Origin of the sequence: Nonomuraea bangladeshensis (genome assembly GCF_039529455.1) — a bacterium.
Lineage (GTDB): Bacteria > Actinomycetota > Actinomycetes > Streptosporangiales > Streptosporangiaceae > Nonomuraea > Nonomuraea bangladeshensis.
In genome coordinates this window covers 619,148-634,370 of record NZ_BAAAMV010000007.1, presented here as the reverse complement: position 1 = coordinate 634,370, position 15,223 = coordinate 619,148, and the positions used below count along the sequence as shown (strand labels likewise).

Here is a 15,223-nt window from a genome sequence, read left to right as displayed (position 1 = left end):
ACCGCTCACCGGCTGACGAAGGCGCCGAACTCCTCCACGTCGATCAGCCCGTCGCCGTCCTTGTCGAGCCTGCGCACGCCTTCCTGCGCCGCCTCCAGCGTCACCGGCTGACCCATGATCTCCATGAGCCGGACGAGCTCCTCGGCCGAGATCCGGCCGTCCTTGTCGACGTCGATGAGATCGAAGGTGATCGCGTAGTCGCTCATGCGGGGGGCCTTTCTGGTTGTCGTCGCGTTCGAACCTTAGTGGCGCGGATCGCAGCCCGTCGATGGAACGCCATTCCCCCGCAAACGCCGCCCTAACGGACCTGCTCGGGGCTCTGGAGCTCGTCGAAGAAGGCGAGCGCGTCGGCCGGGTCGGGGCTGACGATGCGGTCGAGCCCGGCCGCGGTGAGCCTCGCCCACCTGACCGCCCGCCCCTGCATCCGCTCCTCGAAGGCGGCGACGGCCTCGTCCAGGCGGCCCGGAGCGGCGGCGGCCACGGCCTCGGCCAGCTCGGCTCCCTCCAGCAGCGCGAGGTTCGCGCCGGCCCCGAGCGGCGGCATCAGGTGGGCGGCGTCGCCGAGCAGCGTCACCCCGGGGACGTGCGCCCAGGTGTGCGGCACGGGCAGGACGTGCAGCGCGCGGTGGACGACGGGGCCGCCGCGCCTGAGCAGGTCGAGCAGCGGATCGGCCCAGCCGTCGAACAGGGCGAGCAGTTCCTCCCGCGCGCCGTCCGGCTCCGCCCGCCGCTCCAGCGGGGCGCGGAACTGGGCGTACACCTTGACGTGGCCGCCGCTGTTGCGCTGCGCCACGAGGGCCTTGTTCACCCCGTACACGGCCATGGAGCCGTCGCCGATCAGGCGCGCGAGGTCGGGATGGCGGGCGTCCACGTCGTCCAGCGACGTCTCGGCGTAGCGCACGCCGGTGTAGCGCGGGGTCGCGGGCGAGAGCGCCGGACGCACCCGCGACCAGCCGCCGTCCGCGCCCACCACCAGGTCGTACGTCTCCTCGCCGCCGTCCGCCGTGCGCACCCGCGCCGTGGAACCGGCGGACGGCACGACCTCGGTCACGGCCCGGCCCCACTGGACGTCGAGCGGCCCGAGCAGCAGGTCGCGCAGGTCGCCGCGGTCGATCTCGGGATGCTGGGGGTCGCCGGGCCGTGGCGCCCAGTCGCGCAGCACGGTCCCGTCCTCGGCCAGGATGCGCATGGCCTGGCCCTCGGGACGCGCGCGGGCCCGGAAGCCGTCGAGCACCCCGGCCCGGTCGAGCGCCCACTGGCCCATGTTCTCGTGCAGGTCGAGGGTGCCGCCCGGGGGACGGGCGTGGGGGCCGGGGTCGCGTTCGTAGACGGTGACGGGGTGGCCGTGGCGGTGCAGGACGCGGGCGAAGGCGAGGCCGCCGGGCCCGGCGCCGACGACGGCGATACGTTGTCTCATGTCGATACACTGTATTGAGTAGATACGCCGTATCGCAATCGTACGATGTATTCCATGACTGTCTGGGACCGGCCAGAGCCGCAGCCCCGGCCCGCGCCCGTGCCGCTCGACCGCGAGCGCATCGTCGCCGCCGCCGTCGAGCTGGCCGACGAGGGCGGGCTGGAGGCGGTGTCGCTGCGCAAGGTCGCGGCCCGGCTCGACGCCGGCCCGATGCGGCTCTACGGCTACCTCGCCACCAAGGAAGAGCTGTTCGATCTCATGCTGGACGCGGTCTACGCCGAGATCCTGCCCGCCCCGGATGGCCGGGCCACCGGCTGGCGCGAGACCCTGCGCGCCCACGCCCGCCGCACCCGGCAGGCCGCACTCCGCCACGAATGGCTGGCCGACCTGCTCGGCGGCCGGCCGAGCCTCGGGCCCAACGCCCTCGCCGCCGCCGAGGTCACGCTGGCGGCGTTCGACGGCCTCGCCGACGTGGACACCGTGGCGCGCGCCGTGGCGACCGTCAACGCCTACGTCACCGGCGCGATCAGGCGCGAGATCGCGAACCTGCGCGCCGAGCGCGCCACGGGGCTGTCCGAGCACGACTGGCAGCGCGCCCACGGCCCCCACCTGACGAGGATGCTGGACACGGGCCGCTATCCGGCGCTGGCCAGGTTCGTGCACGAGGGCACGGAGACGGACGCGGGGACGTCCTTCGACCTGGAGCTCGACTGGGTGCTCGACGCCGTCGCCGCGCGAATCGCCTGAAACGGCAAAGCAGGGGTAGTCGGGGGGTCATGCGACTGACGTACACCTCTGACGTCTGGTGGAAGAACGCCGTCGTCTATTGCCTGGACGTGGAGACCTTCAAGGACGGCAACGGTGACGGCGTCGGCGACTTCCGCGGGCTCACCCAGCAGATCGACTATCTCGCCGGGCTCGGTGTGACGTGTCTGTGGCTGATGCCGTTCTTCCCGACCCCCAACAAGGACGACGGGTACGACATCACCGACTTCTACAGCATCGACCCCCGCCTCGGCACGCTGGGCGACTTCGTGGAGTTCATGCGCACCGCCCACGACCGCGGCCTGCGCGTCATCGCCGACCTCGTCGTCAACCACACCTCCGACCAGCACCCCTGGTTCAAGGAGTCCCGCAGCAGCAAGAACTCGCCGCTGCGCGACTGGTACGTCTGGTCCGACAAGCCGGAGCCGGACGACCCGAGCAAGGTGGTCTTCCCCGACAAGGAGGACTCCCTCTGGGAGTGGGACAACCGTTCCAAGCAGTACTACCTGCACAGCTTCTACAAGCACCAGCCCGACCTCAACGTGGCCAACCCCGAGGTCAGGGACGAGATCACCCGCATTCTCGGGTTCTGGATGGAGCTCGGCCTGTCGGGCTTCCGGGTGGACGCCGTCCCGTTCCTCATCGAGAACGTCGACCCGAAGCTGCCCGATCCGCACGAGTTCCTCCAGGACATGCGGGCGTTCATGACCCGCAGGAAGGGCGGCTCGATCCTGCTCGGCGAGGTCAACGTGCCCTACCCGGAGTTGGTGAAGTACTTCGGCGACGGGCTCGGCGACCAGGTCACCATGTGCTTCGACTTCATCAGCATGCAGAAGGCGTGGCTGTCGCTGGCCCGCCAGGACGCCGGCCCCCTCGCCGACGCCCTCCGCGAGCGTCCCAAGCCGCCGAAGGACGGCCAGTGGGCCATGTTCCTCCGCAACCACGACGAGCTCACCCTCGACAAGCTGACCGACGAGGAGCGGCAGGAGGTCTTCGACGCGTTCGGGCCGGAGAAGGACATGCAGATCTTCGGCCGGGGCCTGCGCCGCCGGCTGCCGACGATGCTGGGCGGTGACCTGCGCCACGTCAAGATGGCCTACAGCCTGCTGTTCTCCCTGCCCGGCACCCCCGTCATCTTCTACGGCGAGGAGATCGGCATGGGCGAGAACCTCGCCGAGGAGGGCCGGCTCGCGGTCCGCGTCCCGATGCAGTGGACGCCGGACGGCGGTTTCAGCCAGGCCGATCCGGTGCGCGAGATGCCGGAGGGCTCCTTCGCCCCCGACCGGGTCAACGTCGCCGACCAGAAGCGGGACACGGCCTCGCTGCTGCGCTGGTTCCAGCTGCTCATCGAGCGTTACCGGGAGTGCCCGGAGCTGGCGTGGGGGACGTACACCGTGCTGGACGCCGGGCACCCCGCGGTCTTCGCGCACCGCTGCGACGCCGACGGCGCCACGGTCGTGGTGGCGCACAACCTGTGCGACACGGCGGTGGACGCCGAGCTGGAACTGCCGGGGTTGGAGGGTCAGCAGCTCACGGACCTGCTGGTGGACGGCACGCTCGACGTGTCGGCCGACGCCAAGGTGAAGCTGCCGCTGGGGCCGCACGACTGCCGCTGGCTGCGGGCCTCCCCGCCGGAGATCGCCCCCGAGGACGCGGGGGTCATGTCGCAGTAGCCGGAGCAGCAGCCGGAGCAGCGGCCGGATCAGCAGCCGGATAGGCCGCCATGGCGAGGGCGGCGATCCGCCGCAGCTCGGCGGGTCCCGCCCCGTCGCGCGACTGCGTCGACATCCCCTGGATGACGCAGGCGTAGAAGGCGGCCAGCCCGGCCGTGTCGGTGCCGGCCGGGATGCGGCCCGCCGCGAGGTCGTCGTCGATGCGCCGTTTCAGCGCGGCCGTGGCCTCCTTCCTGTGCTCGCGCAGCAGCTCCTCCACCTCGGCGGACTCCGGCCCGCAGTTGACCGCCGAGGAGACGATCATGCAGCCGGGCGGGTGCGCGGCGTCGGCGTACTCGGCCGCGGCCTCCCTCAGCACGCGCTCGATCGCCTGCCGCCCGGTGGGCTCCTCGTTCAGGGCGCGGGTGGTGAAGGCGCCGTAGGTGCGCTGGTAGCGGGCGACGACCTCCTCGAACAGGCGGCGTTTGTCGCCGAAGGCGGCGTACAGGCTGGGTGGTTTGATGCCCATCGCGGCGGTGAGCTCGGCGATGGAGGTCGCCTCGTAGCCGCGCCGCCAGAACGCCCGTAGCGCCTGCTCCAGCGCGAGGTCCCGGTCGAATGTCCGCTGCCTTGCCATGCCGTCATTCTATAGCGATCGCTATGTTATTGTCTGTTCTGTAGCGATCACTAAAGAAAGGTTGAGGAGAACCATGCCCATCGCGCAGCACCCCGCGGGCCCCGTCCACTACGGCCGCGCCGGCGAGGGTCCCGGGCTGGTCCTGGTCCACGGCACCGGCGGCGACGCCGCGACCAACTGGGCCCACCTCGTGCCCGGCCTGAGCGACCTGCGCACCGTCATCACCCCCGACTACGCGGGCAGCGGGGCCACCGCCGACCCCGGCGGCGAGCTCACGCTCGACCTGCTCGCCGGGCAGGTCGCCGCGGCCTTCGAGGGGCCGTCCGACCTGGTGGGGTTCTCGCTCGGGGCGGTCGTGGCCGCCGCGGTCGCCGCCGAGCGGCCCGAGCTGGTCCGGCGGCTGGTGCTCATCGCGGGCTGGACGCACCTCGCCGACGACCGGCTCGAACTCGGCCTGCGCACCTGGGCCAGGCTCGCCCGCACCGACCCCGAGAGCTTCGCCGCGTACGGGCCGCTGGTGGGCTTCAGCCCCGAGTTCGTCCGCGAGGCAGGCGTCGCGGCGCTCATGGGGGAGCCGCCGCGCGGCACGCTCCGCCAGATCGAGCTGGACCTCAGGGTGGACGTCCGCGACCTGCTCCCCAAGATCACCGCGCCCACGCTGGTCGTCGGCAACACCCGCGACTACCTGGTCCCGGTCGAGCACGCCCGCGCGATGCACGCCGCCATCCCCGGCAGCGAGTACGCCGAGCTCGACAGCGGTCACGTGGTCCTGCACGAGCGCCCGGCCGAGATCACCGCGCTGATCCGGGAGTTCGTGACCCGGGAGCCGTTGGGTAAATCGTAACCACTGAGTAATTTGTCCCGATTACCCTCCAGGCACATGCAGACCAAGAAGCTCGCCCTCGCCGGGGCCGCCGCGCTGACCGCGCTGGCCCTGGCAGCGCTCCCCGCTCAGGCCGGGGCCGCCCACGCGGAACCCGCGAAGACGGTCACCGTCACCGTCATGGGCACGTCCGACCTGCACAGCAACGTCCTCAACTGGGACTACTTCAAGGACGCCGCCTACGCCGACAGCGCGGGCAACAGCGTCGGCCTGGCCAAGGTCTCCACGCTGGTCAACACGATCAGGGCCGAGCGCGGGCCGGGCCACACGCTGCTCTTCGACTCCGGCGACACGATCCAGGGCACGCCGCTCGCCTACTACTACGCCAAGATCGAGCCGATCACCGAGACCGGCCAGACGCACCCGATGGCCAAGGCCATGAACGCCATCGGCTACGACGCCGTGACCCTGGGCAACCACGAGTTCAACTACGGTCTGCCGCTGCTTGCCACCTGGATCAAGCAGATGAAGGCCCCCGTGCTCGGCGCGAACGCCGTGCACGCGAAGTCGGGCCTGCCGGCGTACCAGCCGTTCGTCATCAAGACCATGAAGGTCAAGGGCGAGAAGCCGATCAAGGTCGGCGTGCTCGGCCTCACCAACCCCGGCGTGGCCATCTGGGACAAGGCCAACGTCGAGGGCAAGCTGCGCTTCACCGACCTGGTCGACTCGGCGAAGAAGTGGGTGCCGGTCATCCGCGGCCTCGGCGCGGACGTGGTCGTCGTGACCGCGCACGCGGGCGACAACGGCATGTCCTCCTACGGCGGCGACCTGCCCGTCGAGAACGCCTCGGCCCTGGTCGCCGAGCAGGTGCCGGGCATCGACGCGGTGCTGTTCGGGCACGCGCACAACGACGTGCCGCAGAAGTTCGTCACCAACAAGGTCACCGGGCAGCAGGTGCTGCTCACCGAGCCCGGCCGGTGGGGCCAGCGGTTGTCCCGGCTGGACTTCCAGCTCGCCAAGCAGCGCGGCAAGTGGGTCGTGACCGGCAAGTCCTCGGCCACGATCAACACCAACACGGTCGCCGAGGACCCCAAGATCGTCTCGCTGCTGAAGCCGCAGCACGACACCACCGTCGGCTACGTCAACAAGGTCGTGGCCAAGTCGGCGCAGGAGCTGTCGGCGGCCGAGTCGCCGTACAAGGACACGCCGATCCTCGACTACATCCAGCAGGTGCAGACCGAGACGGTCAAGCAGGCGCTGCCGGACAACACGCTGCCGGTGCTGTCGATCGCGGCCCCGTTCAGCCGCTCGGCGGTCTTCCCCGCCGGTGACGTCCGGGTCAGGGACGTGGCGGGCCTCTACGTCTACGACAACACGCTGCTGGCGATCAAGCTGACCGGCGCGCAGATCAAGGACTACCTGGAGTACTCGGCGAAGTACTTCAACCAGCTCGCCCCCGGCGCTCCGGTGGACGTGGCCACGCTCACCAACGCCTCCGGCACCCCCGACTACAACTACGACCAGCTCTCCGGCGTCTCGTACGACATCGACGTCAGCAAGCCGGTCGGGCAGCGCATCGCGAACCTGACCTACGACGGGCAGCCCGTCCCGGCCGACAAGGAGTTCGTGGTCGCGATCAACAACTACCGGCAGTCGGGCGGCGGCGGCTTCCCGCACGTCACCACCGCCCCCGTCCTCTACAACGCCCAGGTGGAGATCCGCCAGGCGCTCATCGAGTACGCCACCGCCAAGGGCACCATCGACCCGGCCGACTTCGCCGCCTCCAACTGGAAGCTCACCAGGGAAGGGGTTCCGGTCTTCTAAAGGTACGAAGGCCCGGTGACCCGGTGCCGGAAGGTCCACCACACCCACGCCTGGGACGCCACCAGGAACGGGACGAGTGCCAGGACCACCGGCACCAGCACCGGCCCCGACGTGCCCGGATGCAGGGGGAGGCGCAGCCCCGCCAGCACCCCGACGGCCAGCAGCGCCGCCGCGGTCAGCGCGTACGCCCGCGCCTCCCCGCCGCCGCCCGTGAGCACGCCCGCCCGCTCCCGCAGCCCGCCGCGCAGCCGCAGCGCCGCGAACGTCAGCCCGTGCGTGCCGAACAGCGCGGCCACCACCAGCGCGGGCAGCACCGCGATCGGCCCCTCCAGCCCGAGCAGCACGCGGCTGAGCAGCAGCCCCCAGGTCAGCGCGAGCCCCCAGCTCCCCGCCACGGTCGCGCCGTCCCAGAACGCCTGCCAGCCGGGCCGCTCCAGCCGCCCGCGCAGCCACAGCCCCATGTCGCGCACCACCCACGCCAGCACGAGCCCGACCACCAGCGTGTAGTTGCCGCTCAGCAGCTCGCCCTCCAGCTCGGGGAACAGCCCGGCGAGCACCCCGGCGGTCGCCACCAGCCACACCTCGTTGCCGAGGAAGAACGGCGCGATGGCGGCGATCACCTCGCGCCGCTCGGCCGCGGAGCGCCCCAGGTAGGGCAGCACCATGCCGACCCCGATGTCGGCCCCGCCCAGCACGAGGTAGCCGAGGGCGAAGAAGGCGAGAACGAAGATCTCCATGACGGCGTACTCCTAGAAGGTGGGGACGGGGGCGGGGGCGGGCCCGACCGGCTGCTCGCCGAGCGCGACCGCGCCGGGGCCGCGCCGGGCGTGCCGGGCCAGCAGCCAGTAGTTGACCGCGATGAGCGCCGCGAACACCGCGACGAACGCGGTCAGCGACACCCGCACCTGCGTCGCGGTCAGCGGCGACATGGCCTCGGCCGTGGTGAGCAGGCCGTACACGGCCCAGGGCTGGCGTCCCACCTCCCGGAACACCCATCCGGCCAGCATCGTGACGAACGGCACCGGGATCATCAGCGTCAGCAGCCAGTGCCAGGGCCGGAAGGACCGTACGGCCGGCCGGAACGCCATGAGCAGCACACTCAGCCCCGCCACCACGGTCATGACCAGCCAGAGCACCATCATCAGCACGCCCGCCACCCGCACCGCGCCCACCGGCGGCAGGTAGTCGCCGGGCCCGTGCAGCGCCGCCATCGCGGCCTGCGTCTCGGCCATCAGCTCCGCCCGGTCCGCCCACACCGCGGTCTTCGACGGCTGCAGGTAGGAGAACTGCAGCCCGCCGAACGTCACCGTGAACATCGCCGCCGGCAGCGCCAGCCCGAGCCCGAGCCGCAGCGACTTGCGGAAGAAGTCCTGCTCGGCCGTGCGCCTCCGCAGGTGGTAGGCGCTCACCCCGGCCATGAAGAACCCGCCGGTGAGCAGCGCACCGCCCAGGATGTGCCAGAACGCGAGCTGCGCGGCCGGATTGCCGACCATCGCCCCGAAGTCGGCGATCCGCAGCGCCCCGCCCTCCAGCACGTGGCCGACCGGGCGCTGCAGGAAGCCGTTCGCCACCATGATCCAGAACGCCGACGCGTACGCGGTCAGCGTCACCACCCAGATCAGCGCCAGGTGCGCCCACCGGTTCAGCCGGTTCCAGCCGAAGATCCACAACCCGAGGAACGTCGACTCGACGAAGAACGCCACCAGCGTCTCGATGGCCAGCGCCGAGCCGAAGACGTCGCCCGCGTACTCGGTGAGCCCGCTCCACGCCAGCCCCAGCTGGAACTCCATGACCAGGCCGGTGACGATGCCCATCGCGTAGTTGATGAGGTAGAGCTGGCCCCAGAACCGGGTCATCCGCAGATGGATCGGGCTGCCGGTCACCGTCGCCCGGGTCTGGAGCACGGCCACCAGGGTCGCGAGGCCCAGAGTGAGCGCGACGAAGAGAAAGTGCGCGCCCGCCGTGAGCGCGAACTGCAGCCGGGCGAGATCCACCGTTTCCATGCCGCAGAGTCTCCGGTCACGGCACCGGCCGCCGCGTCATGCCGGGGACGACGATTGCCCGTACACCCTGGGATGCAGGAGGGTCCCTCGCGTACCGCTCAGGTGGTAAGCCAGCCCGGCGTGATCATCCCGGCCTCGTACGCGAGCACCACGAGCTGGGCCCGGTCGCGCGCCGCCAGCTTGGTCATGATGCGGCTGACGTGCGTCTTCGCCGTGGCCGGGCTCAGCACCAGCCGGGCGGCGATCTCGTCGTTGGACAGCCCGGCCGCGACCAGCGTCAGCACCTCCCGCTCGCGCTCGGTCAGCGCGTTGAGCCGGGGGCCCGGCTCGGGCCGCTTCACCCGGCCGGCGAACTCGGCGATCAGCCGCCGGGTGACCGACGGCGAGATCAGCGCGTCGCCCCGCGCCACCACCCGGACCGCGTGGATGAGCTCGGCCGGCTCGGTGTCCTTCACGAGGAAGCCGCTCGCGCCCGCCCGCAGCGCCCCGTAGACGTAGTCGTCCAGGTCGAACGTGGTCAGGATGATCACCTTGACGCCGTCGAGCCGCGGGTCGCCGGCGATCCTGCGGGTGGCCTCCAGGCCGTCCAGCTCGGGCATGCGGATGTCCATGAGCACGACGTCGGGCCGGTGCTCGCGGGCTCCGGCCACGGCGACCTCGCCGTTGGGGGCCTCGGCGACCACCTCGATGTCGTCCTCGTCGCTGAGTATGGACCGGAAACCCGCCCGTACCAGGGTCTGGTCGTCGGCGAGCAGCACGCGGATCATCGGGCTCCTTCGATCGGCAGGCGGGCGACCACGCGGAAGCCGCCCTCGGGGCGCGGACCGGCCTCCAGCGTGCCGCCGAGCGCGCTCGCGCGCTCGCGCATGCCCCGCAGGCCGAAGCCGCTGCCCCCGTCGTACGTGACACCGGGGCCGTCGTCCTCCACGCGGACGACGAGCTCCCCGTCCCGGCAGGCGGCCGAGAGCCGGGCCTCGGCCGCGCCGGAGTGGCGGGAGACGTTCGTCAGCGCCTCCCTGATGATGCGGGCGGCGGCCAGGTCCACCTCGGTGGGCAGGGCGTCGAGCGGCCCGGACAGCTCGGTGCGCACGGTCAGGCCCGAGGCGGCGACCAGCGCGTCCATCCTGGCCAGGCTGTCGGCCGGCGCGGTCGGCGCGCCCTCGTCCACCTGCCGCAGCACCCCCAGCGTGGTGCGCAGCTCCCGCAGCGTCTCCTTGCTGGTGTCCTTGATCGTGCGCAGCGCGCGCTCGGCCTCCTCGGGCCGCTTCTTCAGCCCGTGCAGCGCCGCCGCGGCCTGCACGTTGATCATGGAGATGTTGTGCCCGAGCACGTCGTGCAGCTCCCGCGCGATGCGCAGCCGCTCCTCGCTGGCCCGCCGCCTGGCCTCCTCCTCCTTGCTGTGCTCGGCGTCGGCCGCCCGCCGCTCCGCCTCCAGCAGGTAGGCCCGCCGCGTCCTGGTCACCCCGCCGAACGCCACCGCCGCCACCACCCAGCCGCCGATCGCGACGAACATCGTGTCGTCCACGTGCCGGGTGCCGCCGGACTCGCCGAGCCCCATCGCCAGCAGCAGCGTGCCACCGGTGGCGACGGCCGCGGTGAGGTGCCCGAGGTCGGCCGCCGTGTAGAGCACGACGAACGCCAGCACCAGCAGGGGCCCGTCGAGTCGCCCCCACGGGTAGTAGAGCGCCACGCAGAGCGCGACCACGATCAGCGCCGTGACCGGGAACCTGCGCCGGACCAGCGTCGCCGCGCTCGCCGCCAGCGGCAGCAGCACGTCCAGCAGGTTGGGCGGCCGCGACGGGTTGAGCATCGCGGTGACCACCGTGCCCACCGCCACGACGCCGACCGCCGCGAGCGAGACCAGCGTGCTGGTGGAGGGCTTTCGCATGCCTCCCATTCTGTACGGGTACCGTCCGTGGATGAGCACCAAGGATGAGTTGCGCCGGCTCGACGAGGACCTGGCCCGGCTGCGCGCGGAGAACCACGACATCCGCGAGCAGATCCGGGACATGGGCGCGACCGACCAGATCGAGAAGGCCGCGGTGATCAGCCAGGCGGACGAGCAGGTCGAGCTGATCGCGGAGCTGGAGCGCCGCCGCGACAGGCTGGTCGCCCGCCTGGAGGAGGAGGAGTCAGCGTAGCGAGGCGCCCACCTCGTGCAGATGACCCAGCGCCTGCCGGTAGGAGGCGACCAGGCCGGTCTGCAGATAGCTGACGCCGATCTCCGCGCAGTAGCGCTCCACGATGGGCTGGGCGCGGCGCAGGTTCGGCGCGGGCATGTTCGGGAACAGGTGGTGCTCGATCTGGTAGTTGAGCTGGCCGAGCAGGACGTCGCGGACCGGCCCTCCCCGCACGTTGCGCGAGGTGAGCACCTGCTTGCGCAGGAAGTCGAGCTTGTCCTCCTTGGTGAGCACCGGCATGCCCTTGTGGTTCGGCGCGAACGTGCACCCCAGGTAGAGCCCGAACAGCCCCTGGTGCACGGCCAGGAACGCCAGCGCCTTGCCCGGCGGCAGCACCGCGAAGACCGCGCCGAAGTAGGCCGCGAAGTGCGCCGCGAGCAGCCCCAGCTCCTGCCACCGCCGCCGCGCCCCCGGCTTGAGCAGCGCCTTCACGCTGGCCACGTGCAGGTGCCAGGCCTCCAGCGTGAGCAGCGGCAGGAACCAGAACGCCTGGTGGCGGGCGACGAGCCTGGGCAGGCCGCGGCTCCTCGCGACCTGGTCCGCCGAGAACACGATCACCGCGGGCGAGACGTCCGGGTCGTGGTCCTCGTGGTTGGGGTTGGCGTGGTGCCGGTTGTGCTTGCTGTTCCACCAGCCCCAGCCGAGCCCGATCGCGAGGTTGCCGAACAGCAGGCCCGCGAGGTCGCTGGGCGGGCGGGTGCGGAAGACCTGGCGGTGGCCGAGATCGTGGGCGAGGAAGCCGAACTGGCTGAACACCACGGCCAGCAGCGCCGCCACGAGCAGTTGCAGCCACGAGTCGCCCACCAGGGCGAACAGCGTCCAGGAGGCGACGTAGACGGCGACGCAGACGCCCATCCGGACCGCGTAGTAGACGGGACGCCGGTCGAGCAGACCGGCGTCCGCGATGCGATGGGCTAGCCGGGCGAAATCGCTTCCCCTAGCGTCCAGCGTGCCAGGACTGGCCACAGGTCTCCTTCCTCACGGATTCGTTGTTGCCACCCTGACGTATCGGACACCGGTAGGGAAGCTTCGCAGGTCGTGGCGTTTCACCGGGACGCGAGCGACCCCAGAGCGTGCCGCTCCGGGTCCGGCCGCGCCGCGCCCCTCTCCACGGCCGCCGCGAAACCGGCCGCGCCCAGCGCCTCGCGGCAGCGCGCGGCCAGGGCGGTCACGTACGGGTCGGCGGACTCGGCGATGCCGCGCAGCGCCCGCGCCGCGCCCAGCAGCTCGGCCGCGGGCGCCGGCTCCAGGTGCCCGGCCACGCCTTCCAGCACCGTGGCCCGCACCGTCCGGTCGGAGCAGCCGGCCATCAGCTCCAGCGCCGCGCGCAGCGGGCGGCCGGGCTCGGCCACCCGGGCCAGCTCGACCTGGAGCAGCGCACGGAACTGCGCGCTCGCCTCGACGTCCAGGGCGAGCGCGGCCTCCAGCAGCCGCCGCGCCTCCGCCGGGTCGCCGCCGCGCCGGGCCAGCTCGGCGCGCGCGTGCAGCACCCGGGCCAGCGGCTCGGGCTCCCGCGACCGTTCGGCGGCCTCCTGCGCCCGCGCCAGCGCGCCGGCCGCGCCCGTGAGGTCGCCCGCCCGGCACTTGAGCTGCCCCAGCCGCAGCAGGTACGACATCGGCCCGAGCGCCACCTCCTCCAGCCCCGGCAGCCCCGGCGACCCGGCCATCCCCGGCGTCTCGGTGAGCGCGACGGCGGCGGCGAAGTCGCCGCGGTTCTCGGCCGCCAGCGACAGCCAGTAGGACGCCGCCCACTGGCCCCACCGGTCGCCGGTCCGCCTGAAGCCGTCCAGCGCCGGCTCCAGCAGGTCCTCCGCGCCCGCCACGGCGCCGTACTCGAACCGCACCAGGCCCGCGACCAGCAGCGCCGCCGACCTGACCCACGGGTCGGGATGCTCGCGCAGCCGCTCGGCGCCGCGCTCCGTGAGCGCCACGACGTCGTCAGGGGTGCCCAGCACGGCCCCCATCGCCCAGAAGTTCAGCGCCGCCGGATGGTCGGAGTCACGCACCGCCTCCGACGCCGGCTCGCCCGCCAGCATCCGGCACAGCCCGTGCGCCAGCTCCCTGCCCGGCGGCGGCACGTCCCCGACCCGGGCGAGCACGGCGGCGGCCTGCTCGCGGATCTCCCGCAGCCTGGCCCGCATGATCCACGGCCAGAACAGCGGCAGGATCAGCCGCAGCGGGTCCTCGGCGTGGCGCAGCGCGGCCTCCAGGTTGCCGTGCTCGGCGTCCAGCACCGCCAGCCAGGCGAACTGCGCGCCGGTGCGCAGGTGCGGCTCGGCGCGCTCGGCCAGCTCCGTGTAGTGGAGGGCGTGGGCGCGGCGCAGCTCGGGCAGGTCGGCGGCGGCGTACTCGCGGATCGTCTCCAGCATCGTGTAGCGGTCGCCGGAGACCGCGACGAGCGACTTGTCCACGAGCGAGGACAGCAGGTCCAGACGGCCGCCGCAGACCCGGGCGATCGCCTCGTACGTCGCGCCGCCCGAGAAGACGGTCAGCCCGCGCAGCAGCTCGCGCTCGGCGTCGGAGAGCAGGTTCCAGCTCCAGTCGATGACCGCGCGCAGCGTGCGGTGGCGCGGCTCGGCGGTGCGCCCGCCGCGCAGGGCCAGGCGCTGCCGCTGCTCGCCGAGCTGTTCGACGAGCAGCGGCACCGGCATCGTGCGCAGGCGGGCGGCGGCCAGCTCGATGGCGAGCGGGATGCCGTCCAGCTCCCGGCAGATCCGCGCCGCCTGGTCCGTCTCCACCCGCAGGCCGGGCCTGGCCGCGGCGGCCCGCGCCGCGAACAGCTCGACGGCCTGCGTCTCCGGCAGCGGAGGGACGGGATGAACGGTCTCGCCGGGGATGTCGAGCGGCTCCCGGCTGGTGGCCAGGATGCGCAGGTCCGCGACCTCCGCCAGCAGCCGCCCCGCCACCCTGGCGGCCTCCTCCACCACGTGCTCGCAGTTGTCGAGCACGATCACAGCGCCGGCCCCGCGTAACGCCGCCGCCGGGTCGCTGGTCCGCAGCACGCTCTCCACGGCGGCCCGGACCCCGTCCGCGGCGGCCAGCTCCACCAGCCACACCCCGCCGGGCGCGACCAGCCCGCCGGCCGCCTCCAGCGCCAGCCGGGTCTTGCCCGCGCCGCCCGCGCCGGTCAGGGTGACCAGCCGGGTCCCGCCGCCGAGCAGGGCGCGCAGCCGGGAAACGTCGCCGGTCCGGCCCACGAAGCTCGTCACCGGGGCGGGCAGGTTGCCGCGCGGCGCGGGCGGCGGCTCCCGCAGCGCCTCCAGGTGGGCCTCGCGCAGCTCGGGCCCGGGGCCCGCGCCCAGCTCGTCGCCCAGGGCGGCCCTGATCCGCTCGAAGACGGCCAGCGCCTCGCCCCGCCGCCCCAGCGCCGACAGCGCCCGCATCAGCAGCGCGTGGAACGGCTCCCGCAGCGGATGCGCCGCCACCAGCCCCTCCAGCTCCGCCACCAGCCCTTCCAGGACCGGACCGGCGGTGGACAGGTCGTGGGCGATCCTGGTGGCGAGCGCGGTCAGGCGCAGCTCCTCCAGCCGCACCGCGGGGCCCGCCGCGAAGGGCAGGTCCGCCGCGTCGGCCAGCGCGGGCCCCCGCCAGAGCGCCAGCGCCCGGTGGACCTCGCCGTCGCGTACGAGCTGCTCGAACGCCCAGGCGTCCACCTCGCCCGGCGGCACGTCCAGCAGGTAGCCGGCGGGATGGGAGCCGATGAGGCCGGGGGCCTCGCGCCGGGCCCGCGACACCAGGGACTGCAGCGCTGCAGCCGGATGCGCGGGCGGCTCGTCCGGCCAGAGGTCGTCGATCAGCCGGTCGGCGGGGACGACCCGGCCGGGGTCGAGCGCCAGGCGCACCAGCAGGGCCCGCACCCTGGCCCCGCCCACCTGGGCGCCCGCCACCTGCAGCGGCCCCAGAATCCCGACCCGCATCGGCC

Annotated in this window: 14 protein-coding genes; 5 read left to right on the top strand and 9 right to left on the bottom strand. The window is 72.9% G+C overall.

The genetic code is table 11. The annotated features are described in order from the left end of the window. Positions 1-5: 5 nt before the first annotated feature. Complete coding sequence (locus tag ABD292_RS25805) at positions 6-206, bottom strand: EF-hand domain-containing protein (RefSeq protein WP_091092764.1); 201 nt, start codon at positions 204-206, stop codon at positions 6-8. A gap of 92 nt (positions 207-298) precedes the next feature. After that, a complete protein-coding gene (locus ABD292_RS25800; protein ID WP_344211523.1) occupies positions 299-1,417 on the bottom strand; it encodes an FAD-dependent oxidoreductase in 1,119 nt (372 codons plus the stop codon). 54 nt (positions 1,418-1,471) lie between these two features. On the opposite strand from ABD292_RS25800, the gene ABD292_RS25795 reads away from it, so the two are divergent. Together ABD292_RS25795 and ABD292_RS25790 are read left to right on the top strand one after the other, a co-directional pair. Further along, positions 1,472-2,164, top strand: a complete 693-nt coding sequence (locus ABD292_RS25795; RefSeq protein ID WP_344211521.1) for a TetR/AcrR family transcriptional regulator — start codon at positions 1,472-1,474, stop codon at positions 2,162-2,164. A 29-nt stretch (positions 2,165-2,193) separates the two neighbouring features. Then, entirely contained in the window at positions 2,194-3,855 is a 1,662-nt protein-coding gene (locus tag ABD292_RS25790; RefSeq protein ID WP_344211519.1) for an alpha-amylase family protein, read from the top strand. Here the strand turns inward: ABD292_RS25790 and ABD292_RS25785 are convergent. Beyond that, on the bottom strand, positions 3,842-4,471 hold the full coding sequence (locus tag ABD292_RS25785; RefSeq protein WP_344211517.1) for a TetR/AcrR family transcriptional regulator: 630 nt from the start codon (positions 4,469-4,471) through the stop codon (positions 3,842-3,844). The two genes, ABD292_RS25790 and ABD292_RS25785, sit on opposite strands and share 14 nt — an antisense overlap. 73 nt (positions 4,472-4,544) lie before the next feature. Here ABD292_RS25785 and ABD292_RS25780 point away from each other — a divergent pair, with 73 nt between their 5' ends. Continuing rightward, positions 4,545-5,315 carry an alpha/beta fold hydrolase gene (locus tag ABD292_RS25780; RefSeq protein ID WP_344211515.1) on the top strand — a complete coding sequence of 257 codons (771 nt, stop codon included), beginning with the start codon at positions 4,545-4,547 and terminating at the stop codon, positions 5,313-5,315. Positions 5,316-5,351: 36 nt separating this feature from the next. Further along, entirely contained in the window at positions 5,352-7,118 is a 1,767-nt protein-coding gene (locus ABD292_RS25775; RefSeq protein WP_344211513.1) for a bifunctional metallophosphatase/5'-nucleotidase, read from the top strand. On the opposite strand, the gene ABD292_RS25770 is transcribed toward ABD292_RS25775, so the two are convergent. The 4 genes from ABD292_RS25770 to ABD292_RS25755 form a co-directional block, all read right to left on the bottom strand. Next, positions 7,115-7,855 (bottom strand): cytochrome d ubiquinol oxidase subunit II, encoded by a 741-nt coding sequence (locus ABD292_RS25770; protein ID WP_344211511.1) that lies wholly within the window; start codon positions 7,853-7,855, stop codon positions 7,115-7,117. The genes ABD292_RS25775 and ABD292_RS25770 overlap by 4 nt on opposite strands. A gap of 12 nt (positions 7,856-7,867) precedes the next feature. Next, entirely contained in the window at positions 7,868-9,121 is a 1,254-nt protein-coding gene (locus ABD292_RS25765) for a cytochrome ubiquinol oxidase subunit I (RefSeq protein ID WP_344211509.1), read from the bottom strand. Positions 9,122-9,219: 98 nt separating this feature from the next. Next, the gene (locus ABD292_RS25760) at positions 9,220-9,888 is read right to left on the bottom strand and encodes a response regulator (protein ID WP_344211507.1); all 669 of its coding nucleotides are present in this window, start codon (positions 9,886-9,888) and stop codon (positions 9,220-9,222) included. After that, complete coding sequence (locus tag ABD292_RS25755) at positions 9,885-11,009, bottom strand: sensor histidine kinase (protein ID WP_344211505.1); 1,125 nt, start codon at positions 11,007-11,009, stop codon at positions 9,885-9,887. The genes ABD292_RS25760 and ABD292_RS25755 overlap by 4 nt, the downstream gene beginning before the upstream one ends. Positions 11,010-11,040: 31 nt before the next feature. On the opposite strand from ABD292_RS25755, the gene ABD292_RS25750 reads away from it, so the two are divergent. Beyond that, positions 11,041-11,262 (top strand): hypothetical protein, encoded by a 222-nt coding sequence (locus ABD292_RS25750; RefSeq protein WP_344211503.1) that lies wholly within the window; start codon positions 11,041-11,043, stop codon positions 11,260-11,262. Here ABD292_RS25750 and ABD292_RS25745 read toward each other — a convergent pair. Together ABD292_RS25745 and ABD292_RS25740 are read right to left on the bottom strand one after the other, a co-directional pair. Then, a complete protein-coding gene (locus ABD292_RS25745; RefSeq protein WP_344211659.1) occupies positions 11,254-12,156 on the bottom strand; it encodes a fatty acid desaturase family protein in 903 nt (300 codons plus the stop codon). The two genes, ABD292_RS25750 and ABD292_RS25745, sit on opposite strands and share 9 nt — an antisense overlap. Positions 12,157-12,347: 191 nt before the next feature. Then, a complete protein-coding gene (locus ABD292_RS25740) occupies positions 12,348-15,218 on the bottom strand; it encodes an AfsR/SARP family transcriptional regulator (protein WP_344211501.1) in 2,871 nt (956 codons plus the stop codon). Positions 15,219-15,223 lie beyond the last annotated feature (5 nt).